Origin of the sequence: Bradyrhizobium shewense, from assembly GCF_900094605.1 — a bacterium.
GTDB classification, from domain to species: domain Bacteria; phylum Pseudomonadota; class Alphaproteobacteria; order Rhizobiales; family Xanthobacteraceae; genus Bradyrhizobium; species Bradyrhizobium shewense.
Window position 1 is genome coordinate 1 of the sequence record NZ_FMAI01000051.1, and the last position, 25,568, is coordinate 25,568.

At 58.9% G+C, this 25,568-nt stretch carries 14 protein-coding genes and 6 pseudogenes; 3 read left to right on the forward strand and 17 right to left on the reverse strand.

The genetic code is table 11. The annotated features are described in order from the left end of the window. Positions 1–327 precede the first annotated feature (327 nt). Positions 328–970 (forward strand): annotated as a pseudogene (locus tag GA0061098_RS41050) (IS30 family transposase); the annotation flags it as partial. Between the two features lie 40 nt (positions 971–1,010). After that, positions 1,011–1,269, forward strand: a pseudogene (locus tag GA0061098_RS46675) (IS3 family transposase); the annotation flags it as partial. Positions 1,270–1,769: 500 nt separating this feature from the next. Here the strand turns inward: GA0061098_RS46675 and GA0061098_RS41060 are convergent. Further along, positions 1,770–3,116 carry an LLM class flavin-dependent oxidoreductase gene (locus tag GA0061098_RS41060; RefSeq protein ID WP_208610738.1) on the reverse strand — a complete coding sequence of 449 codons (1,347 nt, stop codon included), beginning with the start codon at positions 3,114–3,116 and terminating at the stop codon, positions 1,770–1,772. A gap of 293 nt (positions 3,117–3,409) precedes the next feature. Here GA0061098_RS41060 and GA0061098_RS41065 point away from each other — a divergent pair, with 293 nt between their 5' ends. Then, on the forward strand, positions 3,410–3,628 hold the full coding sequence (locus GA0061098_RS41065) for a hypothetical protein (RefSeq protein WP_091967402.1): 219 nt from the start codon (positions 3,410–3,412) through the stop codon (positions 3,626–3,628). Positions 3,629–3,637: 9 nt separating this feature from the next. Here the strand turns inward: GA0061098_RS41065 and GA0061098_RS41070 are convergent, their stop codons facing one another. The 16 genes and pseudogenes from GA0061098_RS41070 to GA0061098_RS41160 all read right to left on the reverse strand — a co-directional run. Beyond that, entirely contained in the window at positions 3,638–4,780 is a 1,143-nt protein-coding gene (locus GA0061098_RS41070) for an ABC transporter substrate-binding protein (RefSeq protein WP_129591084.1), read from the reverse strand. Between the two features lie 890 nt (positions 4,781–5,670). Then, positions 5,671–7,031: pseudogene (locus GA0061098_RS46680) on the reverse strand (amidohydrolase family protein). A 332-nt stretch (positions 7,032–7,363) separates the two neighbouring features. Further along, positions 7,364–8,254, reverse strand: a complete 891-nt coding sequence (locus tag GA0061098_RS41085) for an MBL fold metallo-hydrolase (protein WP_091967411.1) — start codon at positions 8,252–8,254, stop codon at positions 7,364–7,366. After that, complete coding sequence (locus tag GA0061098_RS41090) at positions 8,251–9,420, reverse strand: CaiB/BaiF CoA transferase family protein (protein WP_091967413.1); 1,170 nt, start codon at positions 9,418–9,420, stop codon at positions 8,251–8,253. Before GA0061098_RS41090 ends, GA0061098_RS41085 begins: the two co-directional genes overlap by 4 nt. Before the next feature lie 98 nt (positions 9,421–9,518). Beyond that, positions 9,519–10,430, reverse strand: coding sequence for an HpcH/HpaI aldolase/citrate lyase family protein (locus GA0061098_RS41095; protein ID WP_165637943.1), 912 nt, complete (start codon positions 10,428–10,430; stop codon positions 9,519–9,521). A gap of 843 nt (positions 10,431–11,273) precedes the next feature. Further along, positions 11,274–12,056 carry an extracellular solute-binding protein gene (locus GA0061098_RS41100; protein ID WP_091967417.1) on the reverse strand — a complete coding sequence of 261 codons (783 nt, stop codon included), beginning with the start codon at positions 12,054–12,056 and terminating at the stop codon, positions 11,274–11,276. Further along, complete coding sequence (locus GA0061098_RS41105; RefSeq protein WP_129591086.1) at positions 12,040–12,414, reverse strand: type 2 periplasmic-binding domain-containing protein; 375 nt, start codon at positions 12,412–12,414, stop codon at positions 12,040–12,042. Before GA0061098_RS41105 ends, GA0061098_RS41100 begins: the two co-directional genes overlap by 17 nt. An 807-nt stretch (positions 12,415–13,221) precedes the next feature. Further along, positions 13,222–13,959: an aspartate/glutamate racemase family protein gene (locus tag GA0061098_RS41110; protein ID WP_245323942.1), complete on the reverse strand. Its 738-nt coding sequence runs from the start codon at positions 13,957–13,959 to the stop codon at positions 13,222–13,224. Between the two features lie 1,068 nt (positions 13,960–15,027). Continuing rightward, positions 15,028–15,624 (reverse strand): extracellular solute-binding protein, encoded by a 597-nt coding sequence (locus tag GA0061098_RS41115; RefSeq protein ID WP_347337564.1) that lies wholly within the window; start codon positions 15,622–15,624, stop codon positions 15,028–15,030. 341 nt (positions 15,625–15,965) lie between these two features. After that, positions 15,966–16,814, reverse strand: a pseudogene (locus GA0061098_RS41120) (MaoC family dehydratase). A gap of 35 nt (positions 16,815–16,849) precedes the next feature. After that, positions 16,850–17,922 (reverse strand): annotated as a pseudogene (locus GA0061098_RS41125) (IS630 family transposase). A gap of 579 nt (positions 17,923–18,501) precedes the next feature. Then, positions 18,502–20,712: an acetate--CoA ligase family protein gene (locus tag GA0061098_RS41135; protein WP_091967423.1), complete on the reverse strand. Its 2,211-nt coding sequence runs from the start codon at positions 20,710–20,712 to the stop codon at positions 18,502–18,504. 62 nt (positions 20,713–20,774) lie between these two features. Next, positions 20,775–21,938 (reverse strand): acyl-CoA dehydrogenase family protein, encoded by a 1,164-nt coding sequence (locus GA0061098_RS41140; RefSeq protein WP_091967433.1) that lies wholly within the window; start codon positions 21,936–21,938, stop codon positions 20,775–20,777. 90 nt (positions 21,939–22,028) lie between these two features. Then, positions 22,029–23,228, reverse strand: a complete 1,200-nt coding sequence (pimC, locus tag GA0061098_RS41145; protein WP_091967425.1) for a pimeloyl-CoA dehydrogenase large subunit — start codon at positions 23,226–23,228, stop codon at positions 22,029–22,031. A 1,120-nt stretch (positions 23,229–24,348) separates the two neighbouring features. Then, positions 24,349–25,296 (reverse strand): annotated as a pseudogene (locus tag GA0061098_RS47345) (M24 family metallopeptidase). Beyond that, on the reverse strand, positions 25,259–25,568 hold a 310-nt coding region (locus tag GA0061098_RS41160), incomplete at its 5' end, for a hypothetical protein (protein ID WP_245323945.1). The pseudogene GA0061098_RS47345 and the gene GA0061098_RS41160, both read right to left, overlap by 38 nt.

The window sequence follows — 25,568 nt, forward strand, 5'->3', positions numbered from 1 at the left end:
GGCGGATTCAAACGGTCGTCGCAACACCCTGAAGTTGGAGGTTGCGATGAAAGTTGTAAGTCGACGTTCGGCACGGTCAGGACGAGCGCCATTTGCCATCGCCAGGCCGGCCGTCTGTGGCCGGACGCGATGAACAGAATAGATTTTGGAGGGCGATTGCCACAAGACAGAGCAGCGAAGATGCTGCGTTTGAGGCCGGCTTATCGCAACCTGTCGGAAGCAGATTGTTCCGAAAGGCAGGCGGCATGCCACCAGCGATGTTCAGATCTTCGGCCAAGCCTCTCTCCAGGCGCTACCTTTCATTGGCTGAACGCGAGGAAATCGCCCGAACAGACGGCCTGCTTACGAACGGGACGCGTGTTGCGCGTGCCCAGGGGGCGCGTACGCAGGCGGGGCAAGGGCTTTGTCTCGCCGGAGATCATGATCAGTGAGCGTCCGCTGAAGCGGCCGATCGAGCCGTGCCGGGACATTGGGAGGGAGACCTCATCCTCGGTCTTGGCAGCTCGGCGATCGGCACGTTGGTCGAACGCACGACACGCTTCACAATGCTGTTGCACCTTCCCCGGTTAGCGGGGCATGGCGAAGCTCCGCGCAAGAAGAACGGACCTGTGCTTGCGGGACACGGGGCGGAAGCCGTGCGTGACGCGATCTCGCGCACCATCATCACTTTGCCCGAAGAACTACGTCGCACGCTGACTTGGGATCAAGGAGCCGAAATGGCTCAGCACAACCGCCTCAAGATCGAAGAGCGGACATCCAAGTCTACTTCTGCGACCCGCAAAGCCCTTGGCTGCGCGGCACTAACGAGAACACCAACGGGTTGCTGCGGCAGTACTTTCCGAAAGGCACAGACCTGAGCATCCACAGCGCCGACGAGATATCCGCTGTAGCAGCGGCCCTCAACGCCCGACCGAGAAAGACACTGGGCTGGAAAACGCCGGCAGAAGCGCTTGACGAATTACTGTCATGAGTGAAAACAATTGGTGTTGCGACGACCGTTTGAATCCGCCCAATATGCCTCGGCGGATTACCGCAAGCTGATGCAATCCGCCGGCCTCAGGGTGTCGATGAGCCGCAAAGGCAACTGCTATGACAATGCTCCAATGGTTCTTTCACACACTCAAGACCGAGCTCGTCCACCACAGGCACTATGCAAGGGCAGACGCCACACGGGATATCTTTGCCTATGTCGAGGGCTTCTACAATCGAACTCGTCGTCACTCCGCCATTGGCTACATCAGCCCGATCGAGATGGAGCTAAAGCAGCTTAACCCTGTCCATTTTTTTGGGGCAAGATCAATGTTGTATACGACGCGGCCGATCTACCGCCGCTGCGCCTCGATGCCCGTGGCCGTGCCCTTGGAGTGTTCTGCGTTCTGCACATTCGGTTCACCCTGCGCTTGCGTCGCTTGATGGCTGCACCGCTTGGCCGCTCAGCATCCCGTGATGTGAACGCAACGCCGTGGAACCATGGTGTCCAGATCGCAATGGAATATGCCGTCGCCAGGATGGCGAGATAGCGGCCGCCCCCATTAGGATCTTGGCGAATATAAGCCTGAGCGACAGGATTTGCGCCGTCGGGCCGATCAGGAACAGCGTAAGGAACGCGACGCCGGGGAGCGCTAGCCAGATTGGATCGACCATGAACTTCCGCTTTCCGAGTGGAAAAGAGTGACCGACACCTAGGCGACGCTAGGCGCTTGTCCGCCACTCTGGCCGGGCACTCCTTCTGCAGCGTCAAGCTGCATTGGTCAGGCCCGCTTCGCAACTTACGCCGAGACGATTGACGACGCGTAGCGGTTCTCGGGGCGACGCAGTCCTAAATGGTCGCGCAATGTATGTCCGGTATAGTCGGTGCGAAATATCCCTCGACGCTGCAATTCCGGAACTACCTTCTCGACATAATCCCTCAAGGTGCTGGGCAATGCCGGAAACGAGATCATGAATCCGTCGCAGGCGCCAGCCTCGATCCAGGATTCCATATGATCCGCAACCTGTGCTGCCGTTCCGCAGAAAGCGGCCTTGCTACGATTGTAACGCCTTGCGGTTTCGCGCAACGTCAATCTCTCGCGGATCATCTCTGTTATTTCGTCGAAAAAGGCCTTCTGGAAGTTTGAGGACTTTGGAATCCGGTGCTCAGGGACCGGCTGGTCCAGCGGAAGATCGGACAGATCGGTACCGAGGTCCTGCCCCAGCCGAAACACGCCAACATCCGGATGAATAAGATTTTGCCAGCCCTCGAGCTTCTCGTGGGCCTCCTGCTCGCTCTCGCCAATCACCACTGTGATGGCAGACGCAATTTTCAGGTCGTCTGGGTGACGGCCGAACTTGCCCATTCGCTGCTGGAGGTCCCCGTAGAACTCTTTCGCCTTTCCGAGCGTGCCGCTCGGTCCGAAGACCACCTCGGCGACTTCAGCCGCGAAATCGCGGCCCGCGTCCGAGGCGCCTGCCTGGATGATGACCGGCCTACCTTGCGGCGTCCTCTCGATATTGAGGGCGCCCTGTACGGTGAAATATTTGCCCTTGTGATCAACTGTGTGGAGCTTTTCTGGCAAGAAACTCAGGCAGGCGCTCCGATCGTACACGAATGCGCCGTCCTCCCAACTGTCCCAGAGCGCCTCGACAACCTGCCAGAATTCGCGGGCTTTCGCATACCGCTCGCCATGCGGCGGCAGACGATCCAGTCCGAAATTGCGGGCCGCATAGTCGTTAGCCGACGTCACAACGTTCCACGCTGCCCGCCCGTGCGAGATATGATCCAGCGACGCAAACTGCCGGGCGAGGTTGTAGGGCTCGAAAAAGCTGGTCGAAGCTGTTGCACCGAGGCCGATATGGGTAGTTGCGCCGGCAACCGCGGACAATAGTGTAATCGGCTCCAGCACGTTCGTGTACGACGGCGACCTGCTCCAGGCCTGCAGATTATCGGTGGGCGCGCCCGGAGTATCGGCAAGCATGAAGAAATCGAGCTTGCCGCGCTCCGCCAACTGCGCCATCGCGCGATAGTATTCGATGCTCGTCGACGCACTTGGCTGAGCCTCTTCCATCAGCCATGACGCCGAATGAGTTCCGTTGGCAAGAATCATTGCACCGACAACAATTTGCTTCTTCTTGCTCATCGCCGTCTCCCTGTTTTTCTGTAACACGGCCAAGCGACAACAACTTCTCTGCGGTGCGCGATGTGGTCCGATTAGCCTTAGGCAACAATGTAAAGGCGTGTTGAAGCCAAAGATCGACGGAAATCGCCGGATGTTGGCGAAATTCTGCAAAGTGAGCCAGGAACCGTGGGATTCACTAGCATCGATCTTCCCTTCCGAATCAAGAGCGGCTCTCGGGATGAAGATGTCCTCTCCTACGCTCGCTGAATGGACACCAGTCTCGAGCACCACGCCTTGGCAAGGCTGCAGCAGATGTGCTGATCACCTTCGATGTGATCTGCGACGCGCTGCGGAATTCGAACATGGCCGCATCTTCCACGAAGGTCATGCCGACGACGCATCCTGAATTCCGCCGGACGACTTGGCGGGTTCTTGTCGAGATGCAAATGCTCGGGCCGCGCGCACATCATTACCAAGCCCATCGTCTGGGCTTGGCCGACGACAAAGCTAGCGAAGCGGTCGGTCCGTCGTAGCGATCGATATTATTGAGCTCGCCATGCCAGCCAACGCTCCTGAAGATAATCCGCATTGGTCTTGCCGTCCGCGCGTTTCTCCAAAAACCAGGGAACGTCGAGCCGGACTACCTTCGCCGCGTTGTCGGGGTCTATGCTGATCAATGGCGCCAGATCCGCTGGCAGGTACTTTAGCTGATTTAGGTTCGGGCCGGGATATCCGGTCGATTGCGTAAAGGCGGCCGCCACTTCGGCGCGATTCACAAATGCGATGAATTTCTGTGCGTTCGCGCTGTTCGGGCCGCCCTTGAGAACCGTCCAGCAATTATCGATTGCAAGAGCGCCGTCCCATACCATGCGAAGGGGCACCCCCCGCTTGATGGCCGCTAAGGCGCGGCCATCGTAACAGCTTGTCATTACGAACTCGCGATTGATCAACGCCTGAACAGGCTCCCCTCCAGCTCCCCACCATTTCGCGATATTCGGCTTGATCTCCGCGAGTTTTTTGAGAGCCCGATCGACGTTATCATCAGTCACTCGCCAAAGACCCTTGTGCGTGACGCCATCGGCGACCAACGGAAACACGATGTTAGCAAGATAAGCAACGCCGAGGCCCCTCGGCCCCGGGAATTCCTTGATATTCCAGAAATCTGTCCAGTTTTTCGGGCCGCCCTTCGGGAAAGCACGTTCATCATAAACCTGCAGTATCGAGTTTTGGAATGCGACGACAACATCAGTATGACGCGCAGATTCCGCCACACCCGTCAGCGCTTCGTCATCCCAGAGGCTGTAGTCGATGGACACAAACGCGCCGGCCTGATGCAGGTCCAGGTAAGCTGGAACAAGAGGTGACACTAAAGCAATGTCCCAATCGACCCGGCCGGCTTGGTTCATCGCCTTGACCTGGGGCTCGGCCAGGTCAGCTGTCACATCGACAACCTTGATGCCCGTCGCCTTCGTAAAGGGGTCAGAAACATACTTACGCAGATTTTCGGTAAACGAACCGCCATAACTGTAAACGACCACTTCGCCATTGCCGGCGAGTTTTTCCTGCCCGAAGGCTGCTGTAGCTTTTGCAACAAACGGTGCACTCAACAGCGCTGCCGACGATTGGAGGACCGAGCGTCGGCTCACGCGACGCCCCGGGAGTTTACGCGACACCTGCTCTGACATGATTTTTCCCTTTAGAAGCGCATGCTTCGTCAAGACTCAAGGGCGCACATACCTCGAATCTAAGGGAACGGTAGCTTGTCGACCGAGCCGGTTTTTGCCAATTGTCGGCGCTACGCCGACGAAATCCCGCATCTCTACCGGGCAGTTAGCCGACTTTGGCAATACGACGCTGAATCTCGAGAGCGATAGAAAGCTCCGCCAAGGCTCGGATTGCCAGGGCTGGCCCTCAATAAAGCGGCGCCTGCAGCGCGCTATAATATAGACAATTCTTGCTCTACAGGACCTTCAGTTTCCGCAGCAAACCAATCTAGGCGGAAGGTCGCGCAAGCGATCTCGCAGTGACGCTTCGGAGAGTTTACGTTGCTGGGCGGTCGATAGGGCTTCCTAGAGCGCGCGCGCAATCGCGCGCTCCACGCCCGAGAAACAGCCGCCCGAGCTGCTGGGCTGGGCCCACCTCGACGCCCAGTATGCTCCCCACTAGACGATCGCAGCCGAGAAGTTGCGTCACGCCTTGAGCGCGTCGCGGTCCTGAGGAATCTCGTCGAAAATGTCTGCAGCAAGCGTCTGGCTAGCTGAGCGCATAGCTCACCTGACGCCACAGACCGCATCGCCAACGGGACGCTCGTCCGGGCTCGCCGATCACGCGCGACGTGCAGCTGGACAACGGCCATACGGATAGGTCGAGTAACGCGGCCGGCCAGCCGTCGCCAGTGCATTCGAGGTTGAACAGCGCGCCGTTGGCATCGACGATCCGAACAGGGCGCGTGTAGATGTGATCTGCGGGCGCCGCGAAGCCTGAAGCCATCGCGAACGGCGCGAGAACAGAGCGCCGCGCAGGAAAACGCCGGCCAGCTTTAATTGTCGCGGGCGCTCATTCTGACCTTCCTGAATCATTCGGACGCACCTCGTTCTTCACGACCCGCCCATCCTTGATCACGAATCCGACGCGTTCCAGCTCGGTGATGTCCTTGATCTCCAGTCACGGCGATGATGTCCGCAAATTTGCCGGGTTCAATCGAGCCGTTCCGGTCCTGCCAACCGAGCATTTCCGCGGCGTTGGCGGTCACGGCTCGTATAATGTCCAGTGACGGCATGCCCGAGCGACTCAGCGCCGCGAACATCGTGGCGGAAGCTTCGCCGCGGGTTTTGCCGGGGATGTACAAGAACATGTCCGATCCCGCGGAGAACTTGACGCGCGACTTCAGGACCCTCTGCACGAGCTCCGCGCCGGCCTTACGGCTCCGGTCGTCGCCCGCGGCGAGCCTGGCGCGGAATTCCGCCGAGAGGCCGCCCGATGGATAGACTTTCTCCGAAGTGCCCCAGAACGTTGGGGTGTTGACGAGGAAGATGCCTTTGTCCCGCATCTCCTTCAGCTGCTGATCCGTGGCTTCCTCTCCGTGTTCAATCGAGTCCACGCCGGCCTCAATCGCTTCCTGGATGCTCTGCCGGTCATGGCGTGTGCCGTCACTTTCATGTTCTGGCGGCGCGCCTGTTCGGCCACTGCGCCGAGGCTCGCCGCGAATATGTCGTGGTTGAGGGCGACCTTGATCTGGTCAATGCCCTCGAAGGCGTTCTTCTGCACTGCCGCGCGCGCCCCGTCGGGACCGTCGACGATATAAATTCCTGCTGCAGGATCGCGTCGGCGATAGCGGGATTCAGGCTTCTGACGTAGGAGCCGCGCGCTATCAGCTTTCGCCCGGAAGCGAGCATGCGAGGCCCGTTGTACTTGGCCGTTGTTGATTGCGTCGCGAAGCGCGGTGTCACCATCGATACCAGAGTGTCCAAGGTTCCTTGCCGTGGTGAAGCCGCTCTCGAGGTCTTCGCGGGCGAGCTGCGCACCTATCAGGGCGCGCTTTTCCGGCGACTTCCACGATCGCGAGCAGGAGGTCCGGCTCCATCTCCGGATCCACCGGCGGGAGAGCTCCGCCTCGGGAGGTACGACCACGTCTAGGAGGAGGTGGATATGGCTGTCGATCAGGCCCGGCAGGAGCGTGGCCTCGCCCAGGTCCAGCACTCTTGCTTGTGGGAGTGCCTGGACCTGCACCGGCGGCCCTACTTGTGTGACCTTTCGGTTTTCGATCAGGACCGCAGCCGGGGAAAGTACTTGTCCGGATCGCGGATCGAGAAGGTGGGCAGCCTTGAGGAGCGTTATGGGCCGCCTATCCTGAGCCGCAGCAGGGTTTCCGCTGAGCAACGAAACAGTCAAGGCTAGAGCCAGCCACCTGAACATGAACGTCTTCCCCGTGAACATGAGCCGCCAGTTTGCCGCGGTCAGGCGCGGCGTTCGACGGCACGGAAGTTTACGAGACACCTGCTCTGACACGATTTCCCGCTTTTTTGGAAGCCCACGCTTAGTCGTCAACGGCTCAAGGGACGCTCATCTACGTCGAACCTAACGGGAAACCGTGGCGTGTCGACCGAGCCGGTTTGTAAGTGCTGCGTCGACGAAATCCCGCATCTCACACGGCAGCTAGACGGTTTGACAATACCAAGCTGACTTGGCAACGAATTGAGAGCAAAAGGAAGCGGAGCTTGCGGTACAGGCGCGTTAGGCGCGTCACGCGACCACACGCCCACCTCTTTTCAATCAGCGTCAAAGCGAAAACGGGCATGGCCCGCCTCGCTCACCACACAGCCTGCCGTGGGTTCGGGAAAATGCGCCGTCATCAGCTTCGTGGGCGTGTCGATACAGCGTGTAATCAGGTCACGTAGCACCTGGATTGCCGCTGCGTTGTCATATCCGGCGTTGATCCAATCCGGTCGCGCGAACTGGATCGGGTGGTGAATGGCGTCGCCGGTGAATATCGCATCCTGCGACCGCGAGTTGAGGTAGAGGCCGCAGTGGTGCTTGGTGTGACCGTGGAGCGGTAGGTAGCACACCTCGTCCGGCATTTCGTTCTCGAAAGCAAAGTCATCTTCCACAAACGTCGCCAATCCGCGGTCCACCACAGGCAACACGCTGTCGGTGAACGCCAGCTTCCGGTACTCCTTAACACTCCCCGTCTCGATGGCGGCCCGCCACCATTCCAACTCACCTTTGCTGATGAGGTAGCGGGCATTGGGGAATGTGGGCACCCATTCGCCGTTGAGCAGCCGCGTGTTCCAGCCGATATGGTCGGCATGCAGATGCGAGCACATGACGAAGTCAACCTGCTCAGGACTAACGCCTGCGCACGCAAGGTTCTGGAGGAAGGGTGTTTGCAGCCTGTGCCAAGCCGGGAAGTAGGACCGCTCCTTGTCATTGCCGCAGCAGGTATCGAACAGGATCGTATGGTGTCGCGTGCGTATCAAGTACGCATGCATATGAACTGCAAGATTTCGCGTTCCAGGCTCCACCAGGCAAGGCCCCAGCCAGTGCTCATGTTCCGCAACGTCCTCTGGCGTCAGCCCGACCAGCAGATCACCTGGCGGGACCGAGAATTCGAACTCCGTGATCGAGTCGACGCGAATGTCCCCGAAGACCTGGGTCTTCATGCTGCAGCCCCGTTCGCCCGCAGCGCGGCGATCTCGCCCTCACTAAATCCGAGACGCGCCAGCACCTCGTCCGTGTGCTCCCCGAGCATCGGGGCGCGTGTCGTAGGCCTGTCCCCCACTCCCATCTTGATGGCCTTGCCCATGCTCTTGTACTTGCCGACTTTCGGGCTTTCGTGCTCGACGACAAGCCCCTCCGCCAGGACTTGAGGATGGTCGAACATCTCATCAATTGTCCTGACTGCAATGCAAGGAACCTTGCCTAGCATCAATTCTTCCCATTCATGGGCGGTATGCTTCTTCAGGCCCTCCCTTATCAGCGGTTTGATCTCTTCCCTCAGAGCGGCCCGCTTCGTGAGCGTGTCGAACCGCGGGTCCTCCAACAACTCCGGAAAACCGAGAAATTCGCAAAGGCTCCTCCAAAAGGCCGGCGTGGTGGCCTGCAGATAGAGGTGACCTTCTTTGGTAGGATAGATGCCTGAGTAGCTCGCTCCCCACCAACGCTCGACGTTGCGCGGCTCGCTGTCCGCCCAGATGAATTGCCCGGCCTGCAATGCGATAGCGGACCGCAGAAGCGAGGGTCTTACATGCTGACCCTCGCCTGTCCGCAGCCGATGGACGAGTGCTGACAAAATGTGAATCGCCACGAATGAGGAGGTGAAGTAATCCACAATGGAACCGTTCAGGATCTGCGGCTGTTCGGTCTCTCCCTGCATTGCGGCTATACCGGTGAAGCATTGCAGCATCGTGTCATAGCCGGGATGGTCCCGTAGAGGTCCGTTCTCGCTATCGCCGTAACCGGTGAGCGAACAATAGATGAGATCGGGACGCAGGCTTCGCAGCTTCTCGTAGTCGATACCAAGCCTTTTAGGCACGGAGGGACGGAAGTTGTGGACGACGACATCTGCCTGCTCGACCAAACGATAGAAGGCGGCCAAGCCCTCAGGGTTTTTCAAGTTGAGCACGATGGAGCGCTTGTTTCTGTTCGCTCCCAGAAACGTCCTGTTGTCTCCGGCTAAGGTTGACGGATATTGCCGCACCGCATCTCCGCCGGGAGGCTCAATCTTGATGACGTCGGCCCCCACATCTCCGAGTAGGGCTGAGCCATACGGTCCCGCAAGATACCCAGCGAGATCAAGAACAACTATTCCTTGCAAGGCTTCCGACATCTTTCGCTCTCAGGTTCAGGGTGTGATTTAACTTGCAACGAATATTGCCAACGATCTCGCTCGAATGAACGTCCGGTGCGCCGCAATATCTGCAGTACTCAATAGGCGGGAATTTCGAGCTTCGGAACGTCGCCGATGTCCATTCCCGCCGCCTCGGCCTTCTTGAGCACGTCCATGGCGGCGCGAGCGTTCGCAAAGTCGATAAGCTTTGACTTGTAGCGAACCGCAGCGTCACCTCGAGCGATACCCTCAGCAAGAGCCGAAACGACCCCACGCGCCTCATCTACCTCCTCCTGCGAGGGCGAGTAGATCTCGTTGATGATGGGGATGTGGCTGGGATGGATCGCCGAGCCAAAGGACGCGCCCATGCGCTTCGATTTTTTTCCCAGTCGCCGCACCAGATCGAGATCACCCAATTGCCCGCACATGGCACCTTCGATGTGCACGATTCCGGCGGCCCGCGCCTGGAGTACCGAGTACGCCCCGAAAGCAACTCCCTCGACGGCCTCCTCGTCGTCGTACTGCAGGCCGAGAGAGCGGCCCCCGTCACCTCGGGGGTTAGGGCCAGTCGCGGCGCCTGCCCGCTTCACGCGCTGAGAAGCCATGCAAATGTCGTAGAGCCGGTACATCGCCACAGCCGATTCCGGATACGGACAGATCTCGATTCGGCCGAGAGGCAGGCCGCGCGAACGCTCCAGCTCACCAAGAACGAGGTCCAGCGCTGTGACATCCTCCGGGTCCTCGGTCTTGGACAGCATTACCCCGTCGAGACCCTTATCGACGACCGCGCTGAGGTCATCGATGAGGTATCCAGTCCGCCACCCGTTGAGCCTGACGAACAGACCGACCGGCCTATCGCGCAGTGCCTTGATGGCTTCGGCGACTGCATTGCGTGCCGCCGGTTTTTCCGCCACCCCAACCGAGTCCTCCAGATCAAGGATTAGGGCGTCGGAGCCGTATTTAGGCGCCTTCAACATCCAGTCGAGCTTGTGTCCGGGGACGAAGAGCATCGAGCGATAACACTTAGCGTCTCGAAACGTCTGAGGCATACGGCTCCTTAACTCTCAACTTCGCTGGTCCACGCTTCTTATAACGAGCTCTCCACATAATTTGATGAAATTGGCCGCGCTTTGAAGCCGAATTTCGGCGCTGAAGCTACCATCTTCGAAGGATTTGCGCGAGTTGGCCCGATGTAGCCGCAAACCATTTGTTCTGGCCTGATATGGCTCAATCCATTGCCATCGCGAATGGCGATCAATTTACACCTTTCCGATTTCCTGCCCGAACGAGCCACGTGAATCTCAGTTAGCCATATTAATAATTTAATATGTGTGCCGGGCTTCGTAGCAGACGCGTTTGACAGAAGCCAAAATCTGCTCTGCGAGTTTGGTCCATTTGAAGAGTCGTGCAGCACAGCCTCGGCGTTGGAACTCTCTGATGAAGGTGTGAACACCTTCGAGGCTGTCCCGCTCATGGGTGCGTGCCGTCACTTTCATGTTCTGGCCGTGCGTCTGTTCGAACCCTTCAGCGAGATTCACCTCCGCCGCTATGGATGGGCAGCCGGCGTCATTGTGGCTCCGTCTTCGGTCACCGAACGGCCTGGTCCCGGATCTTCATTCCTTCCTAGGATGCTCGCGCGCAGCTCGAGAGGCGTCCCACCGAATCAGCATTCTTTAGCAAAGGCGATGCTTGGCATGATACACACTCTCACGCCGCCAATGATCCTGCCTTTTAGCTTCAGAAATCCCCCGACGCTGCCGCGACCACTAGGGGTGAACGAGCCGTTGTCTCATTCTCGCGCGCTCATCGTCAGCATTCATCTCTCGCTTACTCCGGTGCCCTGCATACCGCGCTCATTGCGCCCGCGATGCCAGCCAACGCTCCTGCAGATGATCTGCATTCGTCTTGCCATCCGGCCGCTTGGCAGCCAGCCAAGCAGAGTCCTCCGGGATGACTTTAGAAGCATTCTTCGGATCGATGCCCAGCAGCGGCACCCATTCAGCCGGAAGATACTGGAGCTGATGTGTATTCGGCCCGGGATAGCCAGTGCCTTGAGTAAATCCGGCCGCAATCTGCGCGCGATTCAAGAATGCGAACAGTTTCTGCCCATTCACTGTATTGGGTCCACCTTTAAGAATAGCTGCATAGCTATACGTCAGCCAGGCCCCTTCCCACGCGAACTTGATCAGTGCCCCTTTTCGGATCGCGGCGGTTACACGGCCATCGAATGCGCTTGTCATCGCGTATTCGCCGTTGATCAGGAGTTGAGGCGGTTCACCGCCCGCGCTCCACCACTTGCTAACATATGGCTTGATCTGGTTTAGCTTGTCGAATGCGCGATCAAGCTTCTCGTCTGTTAGGGGCCAGATGTCCTGATGTGCGAGCCCGGCGGCGAGGAGCGCAAGCGGGATGGTGTGCTTACCGAGTAGAGCCTCGAGGCCGCGGGCTCCCGGAAATTTCTTGACGTCCCAAAAGTCCACCCAGTTTTGTGGGCCACCGCTCGGGAAAACCCGCGCGTCGTAAGCGAGGACCCCCGCCGTTTGGAAAACGACAATTGCGTCCTTGAGACGTGCGTGCTGCGGCGCTCCTTCGAGCGACTCCTGATCCCAAAGAGTGTAATCAACTGGCACAAACATTCCAGCTCATGCATTGCGGATAGTTCTGCACGACAATGTAGGCAATGTCCCAATCGACTCGGCCTGCCTGGTGCATCGCTTTAACCTGGGGCTCGGCCAAATCGGAGACCACATCGACGACTTTTATTCCGGTCGCCTTCGTGAACGGCTCATAGACAAATCGCCGAATGCCTTCGGTAAATGAGCCGCCATAGCTAAAAACAACCACTTCGCCGCTGCCCGCAAGTTTTTCCTGCGCCCAGGCTCCCGTCGCTTTGGCAACGAAGGGAGCGCTCAACAACACTGCCGCTGATTGAAGCATTGAGCGCCGGCTCTGGCCACCGGACAAATGGATTTGAGAAATCTGTCGTTTGGTCATGACCCCCTCCTGGTTATGCTCAGCTCATTTGCTCCGCCCACGCTTACGTAGGTTCCTAAGCGCTACAGCGGCGCACACGGATGGAACTTACCTCGGGATGAGGTACGGCTTTCGTAGTGTTCGGTCGCTGATAAATGGTTGTAATCGCGGCGCGGCTGTGAAGCTGCGTCGATGGAAGAGATCGAGTAAAGTTCGTGCAGCGCGGCTAATCGACAAAGCTTGGAGCGGCTGGCCGGGGCCGCAGAAATTGAGTTGGAAGGGCGCGGATTGAGCTGTTGGCCAGCGATGGATTGAGGGGAGAGGCGATTGCCGGTTGACAGGCAAGGGCCGCTCACGGACCGGCGCCGGCCTTGGCGGTATGTGGCCAAGGTGAGACGGGCCGCTGAAGGACGTGATCTTCCCATCGTGGGGCAAACCGCTGCGACAGCCGTGCCCAGAGTCGATCACGCCAATGTGGCCGCGGTACGCACACGGGAGCTATGCTGATACAGGAACCAGCGGTGAACATGGGGCTGGTAGACAATGCTTTAAGTGCGCACCGCATTCGCAATCAATAAACCATGGACTTAGTCGAGGGGGACCTCTCATTGCCGGGCGGCCCTCCCTGGGCGCCGACTGCATACCGGTGTGCACAGCCGCGCCGGTCGCCGCAGCGACGGCAAGGAAGCTCAGATTATGCGCTAAGCCGACTGTATACCGAAGAGGCGGCGGGCGGGATAGTTCTGCGTGCGAATCAATCACCACGTCATCGCGCCTAGTCGATTCCGGCGAATGGCCTACGTATCAACCCACCGATGACGAACTCGATCATCGAGGTAAAGTCGAGACCGGAACGCCTGTAGCTCGCTGAACCGCGGCCGCATAGGGCGGCAACTCTGAACATTCGAAGAGCAGCATCCCGATGTCCGGTCGATCCTTGAGGAGAGCGACGGCCGCAGCGACAGTTTCCCTTTCGACAGCACTGCCATCGAGGTCACCACTAGCTGTAAGAAAAGCAGCGGCGAAACAGGGAGCATCCTCAAGGCCCGCTATGACCACACGGTCGGAACCGGCCTGCAACCCCGCGGCTTCCAACGCGTCCGGTGTCAACGACGACGCCTTTGCCGTGATGATACCAAGCGCTTTGCCGCGCGGAAGCATTTGTCCCAGCAATGCACCGAGAAGTAGAGGTGAAAGCAGCACGGGCACGTCGACGGCATTGCGCACGGCGTCTTGATAACGCAACATGAACCCGCAGTTGGCGGTAATCATTTGCGCGCCCTCGCGTACGAGCTCAATGGCGGCCTGGACCGCGGCCGACGCGTATTTTTCGTAATCGGGTGCAACAAGTTCAGTGAATGAGAGGCCAGGGATGGTTTTGTAGCGAACAGGTACGCTCCAAGTGCTGGCATTGCCGACACTGCCGGGAATGAATGGGCGGCTGAACTCACCGCTGCGGCCGATCCGCTCAAGGAGCAAGATACCCACGGGTGCGCCGTAAAACGCCTGGTTCAGGTGCCGCGAGGCGAACCGGGACTTGCGTTGGGTGAGCTGAGAATTGTTCATCTAGCTACCCCCCTCCACATGGGCCAGTCCACCGGTGAAGGTCGGGCCAATCAGCGACCGTGCCAGTCACTCCAAGCGAACGGTCAAATTGTAAACTCGTCTCGGCGCTGCAGTTCAGCGAAAAACCGGCATCCTAGCGATAAAATACTGCGAGATCCGGCCTTTCATGCAAGCGACCGCCCTTGCGAACGTCGTGCGCATACGCCCTGGCCGGCGATTTCATGGTATCGAGATGGAGCGTGCAGACGTCGGGTGAGGATCTCGATATCCTACACCTGCCGTTTCGGACAGCATTAGCGTCGTGCCAGGGCTAGCGACCATACGGTGCTCGTCCGAAGGCACGAAGCAGCCGTGCGCTCGATGACCAGATTGATAATGCGATCGCAGGCGGATGCAATCCATCAGATCACGATAGAGGTCGATCGGCATCGAGGGTTGGCGGTGGGACCGCGGGTACAGATATGAACGATCAGTCGGATTGCCGTGATCACACAGCTGATGAAGGTCTTTTTGGCTTGCTCGCTTGCCATAAGAAAATTCGCCTTTGAAGGCTGTTCTCTAACACTCTAGCGCGATAGGCACTGGAGCGCCGCCGCTCCCTGCCGGAGTAACGGAAGCCAACTTACCTTCGCTGGTAGCAAGGAGCAGCAAGGCCCGGTTGTGCGGACCAAGCTCGCGAGGACTCCGCCCGGCGGCTAATTGCGATTGAGCTCAGCGCTGCACCATGCGAGCCAACGCTCCTGGATGTGATCTGCATTGGTTTTGCCATCTGGTCGCATCTCCACGAGCCAGTTGGCGTCATCAATGATGCACTTCGAAGCGTTCTGCGGATTCACGTTGACCTGCGGGATCAACTCGGCCGGCAGATAATTGAGCTGATTTGTATTTGGCCCAGGGTAGCCGGTGCCCTGCGTCCACCCGGCCGCGATCTGCGTGCGGTTCAGAATGCGATCAGCCTTTGCGCGTTCCCCGTGTTTGGCTCCCCCTTCAGAACCGTCATGTATGTGTAGGCGACGTAGGCGCCCTCCCAGACAAATTTGATCGGCGCGCCCTGGTGGATCGCAGCAATCAATCGGCCATCGAACGCGCCCGCCATATCGGTTGATCAAGAGCTGGGGGCGCCTCACCGCCCGCGCTCCACCACTTGGTAATGTGCGGTTTGATCTCGTTCAGCTTTGCAAACGCGCGATCGAGCTTGTCGTCTGTCAGTGGCCAGATATCCTTGTGTCCATCAGCCGGCGGCCAGGAGGGCAAATTGGATGGCGTGCTTACCGAAGAGAGTGTCGAGACCCCTTGGTCCCGGAAACTTCTTGACGTCCCAAAAATCTGCCCAGTCTTGGGGGCCAGCTCCCGAAAAGGGCGCTGGTCGTAAGCAAGCACGATCGCGGACGCAAGCCCCACGACCGCGTCTTTGCGACGCGTATGCGGCGGCGCGCCCTCAAGCGCTTCTTGATCCCACAGACTGTAATCGATCGGCTCGAACATCCCGGCTTTGTGCATTGCCGGATAGGCCTCCGCCTCGATATAAGCAATGTCCCAATCGACGCGGCCAGCCTGGTGCATCGCCTTGACCTGGGGCTCCGCTAAATCGGCCACCACATCTACGACTTTTATTCCGGTCGCCTTCGTGAACGGCTCATAGACGGATCGCCGAACACCTTCAATAAAGGAGCCGCCATAGCTGAAGACGACGACTTCGTCGCTGCCGGCGAGCTTTTCCTACGCCCAGGCTCTTGTGGTGTTGGCAACAAGCGGCAGGCTGAGCAAGGTCGCCGTCGACTGGAGCACGAGACGTCGGCTCGGGCCGTCAGCGGAATGATCCCCGGACTCCCCTGTGGGCATGACCCTCCCCCTCGTTATGCAGAACTATGTTGTTCGGCGTATGATTACGCATGAGCGTAGCCACCTGACCGGCACAAGGAGTGCATAAATCTGCGGGGATCGAAGACATTCTGCAGAATAAAGGGCAAGTTTCGCGAAATCATTCCGCGCAGCGACGGCGGAAGTCAGTCAAGCAATGTCATGCCGTTCTCGACAACTTTGACGACGCGCTCCTTCACGCTCGCTTCGAACGAGATCACGTTACCATCCTTCCACGTCTCCAGCGTCATGGTCTCCCCGGGGTATACCGGAGATGAAAAACGCGCCGCATGCCGCCTGAAGGCGCAGTGATCATAATCGGCATAGGTCTGCAGAATGCCGCGGCAGGTGATTCCGTAGGTGCACATGCCGTGAAGGATTGGCTTCGGAAACTCAAGTTGCTTGGCGGTCTCCAAATCGGAATGTAGCGGATGGCGATCACCGCAAAGCCGATAGATCAGCCCTTGATCGGGGCGCGTGGTAATGTTGACGACCCGGTCGGGCGTTCGGCAGGCATTTGGTGTGGCTCGGGCGGACCACCGGCAGGCCCGCCAAAACCGCCATCCCCACGCGCAAAATACGAAGTCACCAAGCTAGCCAGCGGTTCTCCATGGCTGCCCTCCAGCACCGTTTGGAAGCGGATGACTGCCCCTTTGTGCTTGCCCTTGTCGGAGAGGGCAAGCACGGAAGAGTCGGCCGTGATATGCGCGGCGGGCGGAAGCGTGCCGTGAAATGTGATGTCCCGCTCGCCGTCCAACGGGATGGAGTTTAGATTGAATTCACCAGGTTCAGCGAAGCCGGTGGCGACTGAGGCAAAGGTCGGAACGACCTTCAGTGGCCGCGCCGTCACTGTGGCCTCGTTCAAGAAAGCGAGCTGCCTCTCATCCAGGGATCAGCTCCCATGCCAGAGCGTAAAGCAGCACATCGCGATCGCTATAGCTGTATTTTTGGTCGAGTCTCTTCATGGCCATCAGCTGCTCATAATTGATTGCCATTGTGATCTTTCCTCGCGCCAAGGCCTAGTGGTTCATCACATTGATTTTGACTCTTTGGCGGCGACCGGATAGGCGCGGCCGAGTTTGGCTCGTGCTTTGTCGGTTGTGAACATCCATTTGATGCGGTCTCGCGTTTTATTTCGCTGCCGTTGCGATGCTGCGATCTCTTTTCGGAGCCTTTTGGGGTCGTCGATGCGGCGGCCGAGACACTGGCGCTGCTGCACGCTGATCTCGCACTCGACCATGTTGAGCCAGCTGGCGTGTTCGGGGTGTAATGGAATTCGAGGCGGCGCAAGATGCGGCGAGCCTCGGCGGGCGCAAATGCATGATACAGCGCGCCGGCGGTATGGATCGACAGATTGTCGTGCACGACACGGATACAGGCGGCGTCGGGATAATGGACGTCGACGAATTCGCGCATGCAGTGGGCATAGTCCGCGGCGGCGCGGCGCTCAGTGACCTTGATGTTGCGCCTGCCGCGATGCGGGTCGAAGGTGACGAAGAGATTGACGGTGCCGTTGCGGCGGTACTCGTAATCATAGCGCTCGCGCTGTCCCGGTTGCGCCGGGACAGGCTGACGTACCTCGCCGATGAGCTGGACCGGAGTCTCGTCGAAGCAGACCAGCGGCCGATCGGGATCCGGCGTCTCGGCATAGAGATCGAGCACGTCCTCCATGCGGGCGACGTATTCGCCGTTGACATTGTGAATGCACCACATGTCCCTGCGCCACGGCTTGAGGTTGTTCTCGGCCAGCTGGCGACGCGCGGTCTCGCCCGACAGGCTGTCGTGATCGGTGAGCTTGACCATTGCGTCAGCCAAAAGCGTCAGCGTCCAGCGTTTGCGGCCGACGGGCGGCTTGGCGCATGCCGTCGCCACGAGCAGGGCTTCCTCCTTGCCGGTCAGCTTGCGTTCCGCGCCCGGGCGCGGCTCCTCGCTCAAGGCCCGCTCCAGATTGCCTTCCACGAAGCGGCGCTTGGTCCGGCCGACGGTGGAAGGGCTGACCCGGACGGTTCGGACAATCTCCGCGTCGTAGCTGCCGGCATCGCCCGCCAGCAAGATCTGCGCCCACTTCAGCTTGCGGGCGGCGTGCTCGCCGCCGCCGAGCATCGCCGTCAGTTCGTCCCGCTCGCCTTAGCTCAATTCGACCCGATAACGTACATTCATCCTTTGCCTCCTTGTCGGAGGCCGGGACGAATCCAACGATGAGTCAAAAATCAGGCACGCGCTCACCGAGAAGCAGGGGCACTACCTCGCTTTCATCCATACCTATTCGTACATGTTCGGACAGCCTCGCCGAAGCCGACATCCGGCGCCATTTCCGCGTCAGCCCGCCGTCAGTCCACCAGATGATCGTCACCCTCGAACGAAACGGCTTCATTCGCCGTCAGCCCGGTGTTCCCCGAAGCATCGAGATTCTCCTGCCACCCGAAAACTTGCCGATCCTCGAATGGCTCGGTATCAAACGTCAAAATCACTGTGATGAACCACTAGCCGGGACTATAGAGCTTCGACTGCTTACGATTTTTGCGGAGAGAAACCAACCAACGATCATTCCTTGGCTTGAATCTCTCTTCTAGATAAGGAACATCACTCTGCGCCGCCTCTCTCCTCAAGCAGGCGGTGATATCCTTCTTTCCCGATCTCGTTGGCCGAACCGAGCCTTGCAGCTAATCGCCGGCTCGCCCGTCAAGCTCCTGTGAGCTTCTTTTTGGTGATAAGGCTGTCAACGGCGACTAGCCCAGTCCCACTGGCAGAAAGGATGACGGGATTGATGTCAATCTCGCCGATCTCGTCGGCCAGATCGGTGCAGAGCGCCCCGAACTTGACAATGCAGTCGGCCAGTCCCTCCAAGTCTGCCGTGGCGCCGCCCCGCGCACCACGCAGAACGCTCGCACCGCGTAGCCGCCCGATTGCCGATTGCACGTCGGCCGCATCGAAGGGCGGCAGCAGCACCTGCACGTCGTTGAGTGCCTCAACCCAGATTCCGCCCAATCCGAAGGCGATGACGGGCCCAAATTGTGGATCGAAAGTAGCGCCCATCATGATTTCCGGCCCAGATTTGGCCATTTCTTGTACGACGACGCCGGCGATCTTCGCTTCAGGGCGGTGCGACTGGACCGAAGCCACGATTTGCTCGAACGCCTCCGCTGCTTTCTCGGCTGACGGAATATCTAAGATGACGCCGCCAACGTCCGTCTTGTGCACAATCTCGGCCGACTCGACTTTCATTACCACCGGAAAATCAAGCGTCCGTGCCATGCGCACCGCCTCATCCGCCCGCGTTGCGAGCGCTTCGCGCGTGACGGGAATTCCGTAGAGCGCGAGTAGACGCTTGCCCTCCCGCTCCGTCAGAACGTCGTCTTTCGCCTCGCGCATGATGCGCAATGCCTCAGAATAGCAAGCGCTGCGCCGGCCCCACCGGGCCGATAGGCGATCACCGGGTTTACGGCCGCGTTGGAACTCAGCATAGCCAATCAGAGCAGAGAGCGCCTTCAGCCCAGGAGCTAGACCCTGCAGAAACGGCATGCCTTCGAATTCGGCCTTCGGCTCGATCATAGGGTGTTTTGGATCGAGAGAGGTATAGAAATGGCCGCCCGCAAGGCTCAATATTGGGAATACAATCCCCGGTGCGGCCGCCGCAGCTCGCGTCAGTGCGCGGCCGAGGGCGGAGCGCATATCTAGGCAGGATGGAAAGCCGCGGCCCCAGATTATCACGTCATACGCGCCACAGGTGGCGAGCGTGCTTAGCGATTCATCGATGATGTGCGTATCATAGTCGCCTTGAGCGGTGAGATCGAGCGGATTGCCGACATTGCCGAACTCAGGTAACACCGCTTCCAGCCGAGCCTTCTCCGGTGCGGGGAGCGGCGGAAATTCTATGCCGTAGGAATCGGCGACGTCGGACAGAATGCCGGCGGCGGTACCAGAGAAAGATGCGAATGCGACGCGGCGGCCGCGCGGCCGCTTCGTCGAAGACATCGCAACTGCTGTCTCGATCAGATCGTCAACGGTATCGACCCGGATGACACCCAGTCGTTTCAGGACGGCATCGATCGCCACGTCTGAACCTACGAGAGAGCCGGTATGAGCCAATGCCGCCTGGCGGGCCTTTTCGGAGCGGCCAACCTTGATCATCACAATGGGCTTTCCCTTGTCGGCCGCGCGCTCGCAGGCCTTGATGAATTCAACCGGCCGCCTGATCTGCTCGCAGTACGAGGTGATGACGCGCGTCTCCTCCTCATCGACAAAATAGTCAATGAAATCTGCGACATCGAGACATGCCTCATTGCCGACAGTGACCACACGGCCGATGCCGATTCCACGAGCCAGCAGTGGCACGATCAAGCTGTAGACTAGAGTGCCGCTTTGCAGGATGGAACTAATTCCACCTGCTTTCATGGTGTGAAAGTCCAGCGGGACCGCCATCAGTTGATTGGCCGCGTTCATCAAGCCGAAGCAGTTCGGACCGACAACCGGAATGCCCGTTCGTGCAGCCCACTCCATGAGCCAGCGTTGCTTATTTGCCCCATCCCCAGCTTGCTCGGCAAATCCGCTGGAGATGATCTGAATGGCTCGCACACCAGCGGCTTCGCAATCCTCGAGCACTTCGGGAATGGCTTTGCTTGGAATGGCGACCATGGCCAGGCCAACGGGATGAGGGATGGCTTTCAAGCTCGGATAGCATGGCACGCCCGCGATCTGGGTGTAACGCGGGTTCACCGCAACGACCTCGCCTGAGAAACCCCATTTCTTGATATTCGTGAGGATTTCGGTCGCGAAGCCTCCCTTCTGGGAAGCCCCCACAATGGCGACGGATTCCGGCCGAAAAAGCTGGCTGATCCTTCCCGCGTTTCCCTGCTGAAGGTGGTCTTGTTGCAGCACACGATCAACTTGCATGTTAAACCTGTCGGTTCTTGTATTGCGTAAAGCTGGCGTCTCGTTTGGACGAGATCCGGTCCCTATCGTTGGGTCGTTTGATCGCCGAAGAGGCCACCGAGCGAGGCGAGCCGCTGAAGATGGTGGTCGGTATCGCCGAAGGACGCGTCGATCATCGTTACATGCTTAAAGTAGTGCCCGATGCTGTATTCCATGGTCATACCAATGCCACCATGTAGCTGGATAGCCTGCCGTCCGAGAGCTTTGGACGACTGACCGATCTGCGCTTTTGCGGCCGACAGCGCCCGCTCACGCTCGGTCACATCGCTCTCTCCCGCCATCATGGTGGCGTATGTCGCCATAGAACGGGACTGCTCCAATTCGACGAACATATCGACCGCGCGGTGCTGAAGCACCTGGAAGGAACCGATTGTCGTGCCGAACTGCTGGCGCGTCTTCAAGTAATTGACGGTGATGGCATGCATTTCAGCGAAGCAGCCGATGGCCTCGGCGCACAAGGCCGCAATCGCTTCGTCTGCAACGCGTGAGATAATCGGGAAAGCGCCTGCCGGGTCGCCGATAACGTCAGGCACCGCGATTCGTACATTCTGAAGCGTGATCTCGGCCGCGCGCAGCCCGTCCTGCGTGGGATAGGCGCGACGCATAAGGCCCGGCGCGCTGGCGTCAACCAGGAAGAGGCCAATCCCGTCCTTTTCTCGCGCGCTCCCCGCCGTTCGCGCCGACACGATGATCTTGTCCGCGGCATCGCCATGGAGGACAAGACCCTTGGTCCCGTTGAGCACCCAACCGTCGCCGTCGCTCTTGGCCTGTGTTTCAACATCGAAAAGGTCATATCGCGACTGTGGTTCGGCGTACGCGAAGGCGAGTTTCATCCGACCTTCCGCAATGGCGGGGACGAGCTTCAAATTTTGCACTTCATTCGCCCCGTGCCGCAGGATGCCGCCTGCGAGTACGACGGTTGCGAAATATGGCTCAAGGATAAGCGCCTTGCCGAAAGCTTCCATGACGATCATGGTCTCGACCGCCCCGGCGCCGAGCCCGCCATGAACCTCCGCAAACGGCAGCCCGAGAAGCCCCAGCTCAGCATAGCGCGCCCACATCGCTTCACTGAATCCCGGCTTCTCGGTCCGGTACTTGCGGCGGTCCTCAAAGCTATAATGCTCACGCATCAAGCGCTCGACGCCATCCTTAAGGAGCCGCTGCTCCTCAGAAAGATCAAGATCCACTAGAAAACCCTCCTGAAACGGGGCCACATCTTCGCCCCTCAAATCGGTTAGAATGCCGCGCAGTCAGCAGCTTTGTATTTTGCTGAAGCGTCAGAGGCCGAGGACGACCTTGGCGATGATGTTCTTCTGGATCTCATCCGAGCCGCTATAGATCGGCACCTTACGTCCATTGAAATAGGCGGGCGCAATCGGTCCAGCCCAATCGGGACCGATCGCTGGCTCCCCGCGCTGAAACTCCTCCTCTGATTGATAGGGCAGCGCGTAAGGGCCAATCACATCCATCAGAAGCTCAGCGGTCGCCTGCTGGATCTCCGAACCCTTGATTTTGAGGATCGAGCTTGCGGGGTCCTGCGCACCCTTTTCGAGCTTCGATTGGTTGGCCACGACGCGGAGCTGCGTCATCTCGAGCGCCTTGAGCTGGACTTCGACGGCAGCAATCTTCTTGCGGAAATCGGCCCTGTCGATGAGCCGCTCGCCGCCGACGCGGGTACGCGAAGCGAGCTCCTTGATACGCCGGATAGACTCCTTGGAAAGCCCAACACGCGCGATCGTGACGCGTCCGTTTCCAAGAACAAATTTGGCATATTCCCAGCCACGATTCTCCTCGCCGACTCGATTCTCGACGGGAACACGCACATCGTCAAAAAACACTTCACAAACTTCGGGATACCCATCGAACAGCTGAATCGGGCGCACGGTGACACCCGGCGACGTCAGATCAATTAGAAGAAACGAGATGCCTCGCTGCTTCTTCGCCTCCGGGTCAGTCCTGACCAGGCAAAAAATCCAGTTTGAATATTGCGCTAACGACGTCCATATTTTTTGACCATTGACCACATAGTGGTCACCATCGCGCACCGCCCGCGTTTTAAGCGAGGCGAGGTCAGAGCCTGCTCCGGGTTCAGAGAATCCTTCGCACCACCAGTCATCACAATTCACAATGCGCGGTAGAAAACGTTTCTTCTGAGCTTCATTGCCGAACGTAAAGATCACAGGACCGACCAAATTGATCCCGCTCCCAGCCGGTTCCGGCGCCGGCGTCTCGCTCACCTCCTCGTTAAAGATGTAATGCTGGATGGGTGTCCAGCCCGTACCGCCATATTCGACGGGCCAGTGCGGCACGGCCCAACCCTTCTGGGCCAAGATGCGCGTCCAGCGGAGCTTGGCCTCCTTGCTAGGATGCCGGCCCGCAATCAGCTTCTCGCGGATATCTGCAGGGATTGCGGAGCGGCAGAATGCCCGAACCTCGTCGCGGAAGGCAAGTTCGTCAGCGGTAAAATTCAGATCCATCGTTGCTTCCTAGTTGCGATACAGCGCGCCGATTGTCGATTGTTAATTGTCGATTGTTGGCAATATACTAGGCGCCGAATCCAAAACTCCCGATTCCGACGGAATGAAGCCGAAAACCTGCGATATAATCTAAAATAGCGAAGTTTTTCTGCGTCGTGGAGCTGGGTTGTCGCGGTCACCGGCACGATCGAAGAGTATGAGACACACTGGGATTTCTGTCGATGCGCGCATCGTGCAGGTGCATCCTTGCATCCTTGCTTGCTCAGATCGAACCATAGGCATCTCACTGCTGCCCTGGTACTGGTCCGCAGCCGCCGAGTCTTTCAGCCACAAAGTCCCAGCGCTTCAGAGATTCCGCCGACGTCGGTCCCTCAGGCTCGTACAAGGGCGCTATCAACTCGAACAGGTGGATTGCATCCTGCAGCTGCGCACCTAAATTATGAGCACGGCGGATTGCTTGTCCTGACAGTCTGACGGGCATTCTCGTTAATGTCCGTGATGAGTTGGCTCATCCCTTCGTCGACCGGCGAAGGTGCCCCTTGTCAGCGCAATCGAATGAGCGCGGAGAGGCAGCGCATTGTGCCGAGACACGATCGTGCGGCGCGGCGGCGCGCGCCAACCTTGTCCTCGCAGCTGCCGCCCGAGAGCGTCGCTGCAGCAATGAGCAGATAGCACGGGCTGCTTCCGGAGCTGATCGGGATGCAGCCTTCGGGGAAAAGGTTCGCAAGTATTAATCGCGATGAGCGATACTAGCGGACGGAATCGAACACATGGTGCCCAGATCTGACGGCAGCAATGATTTTGCCTCGGTCGGCGGTCCAGACGGAGGTTTGGTTGTCGATTGTGCCAGGTAGCGGCTGATGATGGCTTGAGGTCGAGGACAGAGTGGAAGATGCCGCGTGGAGGCGCCGCTTCGACTTACGAAAAGCCCGCCGACGGGGTCGAGCGACGAGCACGGCGTAAAGTGGAAAGTGAAAGTGCCGATGGTGCTACCTCTAGCCCTCACCCAGGGATGCTTGTGAACGGCATAGTTGGCAAGGACGCGGGGCGGCCTTGCCGGCCGGCACCGGATTTGGCCCGGTGTCGCCACAACGTCGCTGTTATGATATCCAGACTTCGCTTACGCGAGTTGAAATAGCTGGCGGGGTATTGTCGTGATTGGATCGAAACCATCTTCAGTGACGCAGATCGTGTCTTCGATCATCATCCCGCCCCATCCTAATTCATAGAAGGGCGTTTCAACGCAAAGACACATACCGTCAGCCAGAACGGCCTCAGACGCCTCGCCGATGAGGCCAATGCCATGCCCGCAGTGATATCGCCGCTATGACGGGATGCCCGCGCTGCGGGTGGCATTGACGGCTGCCAGGTGAACGTCGCGCACCTTTGCTCCGGATCGCACTGCGGCGAGTTCCTCTACAAGACCCTCAGCGATGGCCTTGTAGCGTGCAGTGACAAGCTTCGACGCCTCCCCCACAACAAAGGAACGCGCCATGTCAGATTTGTATCCATCAACTACGCAGCTGGCATCAAGGCGGATGATGTCTCCCGCCTGGATCTTGCGCGCTGTCGGGTATGCGTCCGCAAGTGCTGAGCGCGGCAGGCCGGCGAGCTCCCATTCGCTCATGCCGACTTTGAACTCTCGCCGGATCGCGTCGATGCCGGCTTCAACGAGCTGAGTCGCTCTTCTAAGACGAACCAGTTCTCCCGGAAGCTTTGTCGCCCGGCTACGAACAATCTCATCGCTGATATCAACGATCGGCCTTGCTGCGCCGAGCAGCGTTTTCAGGTCAGCGCCACCGCGACCATCGACACCGAGCTTGAGTTCTTTTGGTGCAACAGCATTTACCGCGGCCATGAGCGCTTCTGCAAAGGTCTTGAAGCCTGGCGTGTCGTATTCGACGGGAGGACCATCGGCAGACCGCTCGAAGTAAAACAGGCCATAGCGGAAAATGAGTGTAGGATCGCCCAGACACTCTAACGCCGGGCCGGCGTCAGCCGCGCTGACGACTAGCAGGCTGTTGAAGAACTCAGCCGCGTTCGCAAACGAAGCCTGAATCGTCGCCATTGTGGATGTAGAAGTGGCCGACAAGCCTGCCTGCAGTGCCGATCATCGCCCATCCGCGACCGCAGGACGGATCATTCTCGTCGTGCCCTTCCCATGAGAACTCGGCGCAAGCCGATCCGTCGCGGGTGCCGTAGCGCACGTCCAGGAAGCCCTTAAGGGCCCCAAAAGCGATTTCGCCATCGAATTTGCCCTGGAAGGTGAGATGCGCCTCTTCGACAAGATCGAGGAAGTCGCTGTCCCAGACGTCCATCTCGACGATGCGCCAGCGGCCG

Coding starts and splice junctions, on each gene's coding strand:
- GA0061098_RS41060 (WP_208610738.1), bottom strand. CDS start 3,116: ATGAGCAAGAAGAAGCAAATTGTTGTCGGTGCAATGATTCTTGCCAAC.
- GA0061098_RS41070 (WP_129591084.1), bottom strand. CDS start 4,780: ATGTCAGAGCAGGTGTCGCGTAAACTCCCGGGGCGTCGCGTGAGCCGA.
- GA0061098_RS41085 (WP_091967411.1), bottom strand. CDS start 8,254: ATGAAGACCCAGGTCTTCGGGGACATTCGCGTCGACTCGATCACGGAG.
- GA0061098_RS41090 (WP_091967413.1), bottom strand. CDS start 9,420: ATGTCGGAAGCCTTGCAAGGAATAGTTGTTCTTGATCTCGCTGGGTAT.
- GA0061098_RS41095 (WP_165637943.1), bottom strand. CDS start 10,430: ATGCTCTTCGTCCCCGGACACAAGCTCGACTGGATGTTGAAGGCGCCT.
- GA0061098_RS41100 (WP_091967417.1), bottom strand. CDS start 12,056: ATGTTTGTGCCAGTTGATTACACTCTTTGGGATCAGGAGTCGCTCGAA.
- GA0061098_RS41105 (WP_129591086.1), bottom strand. CDS start 12,414: ATGACCAAACGACAGATTTCTCAAATCCATTTGTCCGGTGGCCAGAGC.
- GA0061098_RS41110 (WP_245323942.1), bottom strand. CDS start 13,959: ATGAACAATTCTCAGCTCACCCAACGCAAGTCCCGGTTCGCCTCGCGG.
- GA0061098_RS41135 (WP_091967423.1), bottom strand. CDS start 20,712: ATGCAAGTTGATCGTGTGCTGCAACAAGACCACCTTCAGCAGGGAAAC.
- pimC (WP_091967425.1), bottom strand. CDS start 23,228: ATGGATCTGAATTTTACCGCTGACGAACTTGCCTTCCGCGACGAGGTT.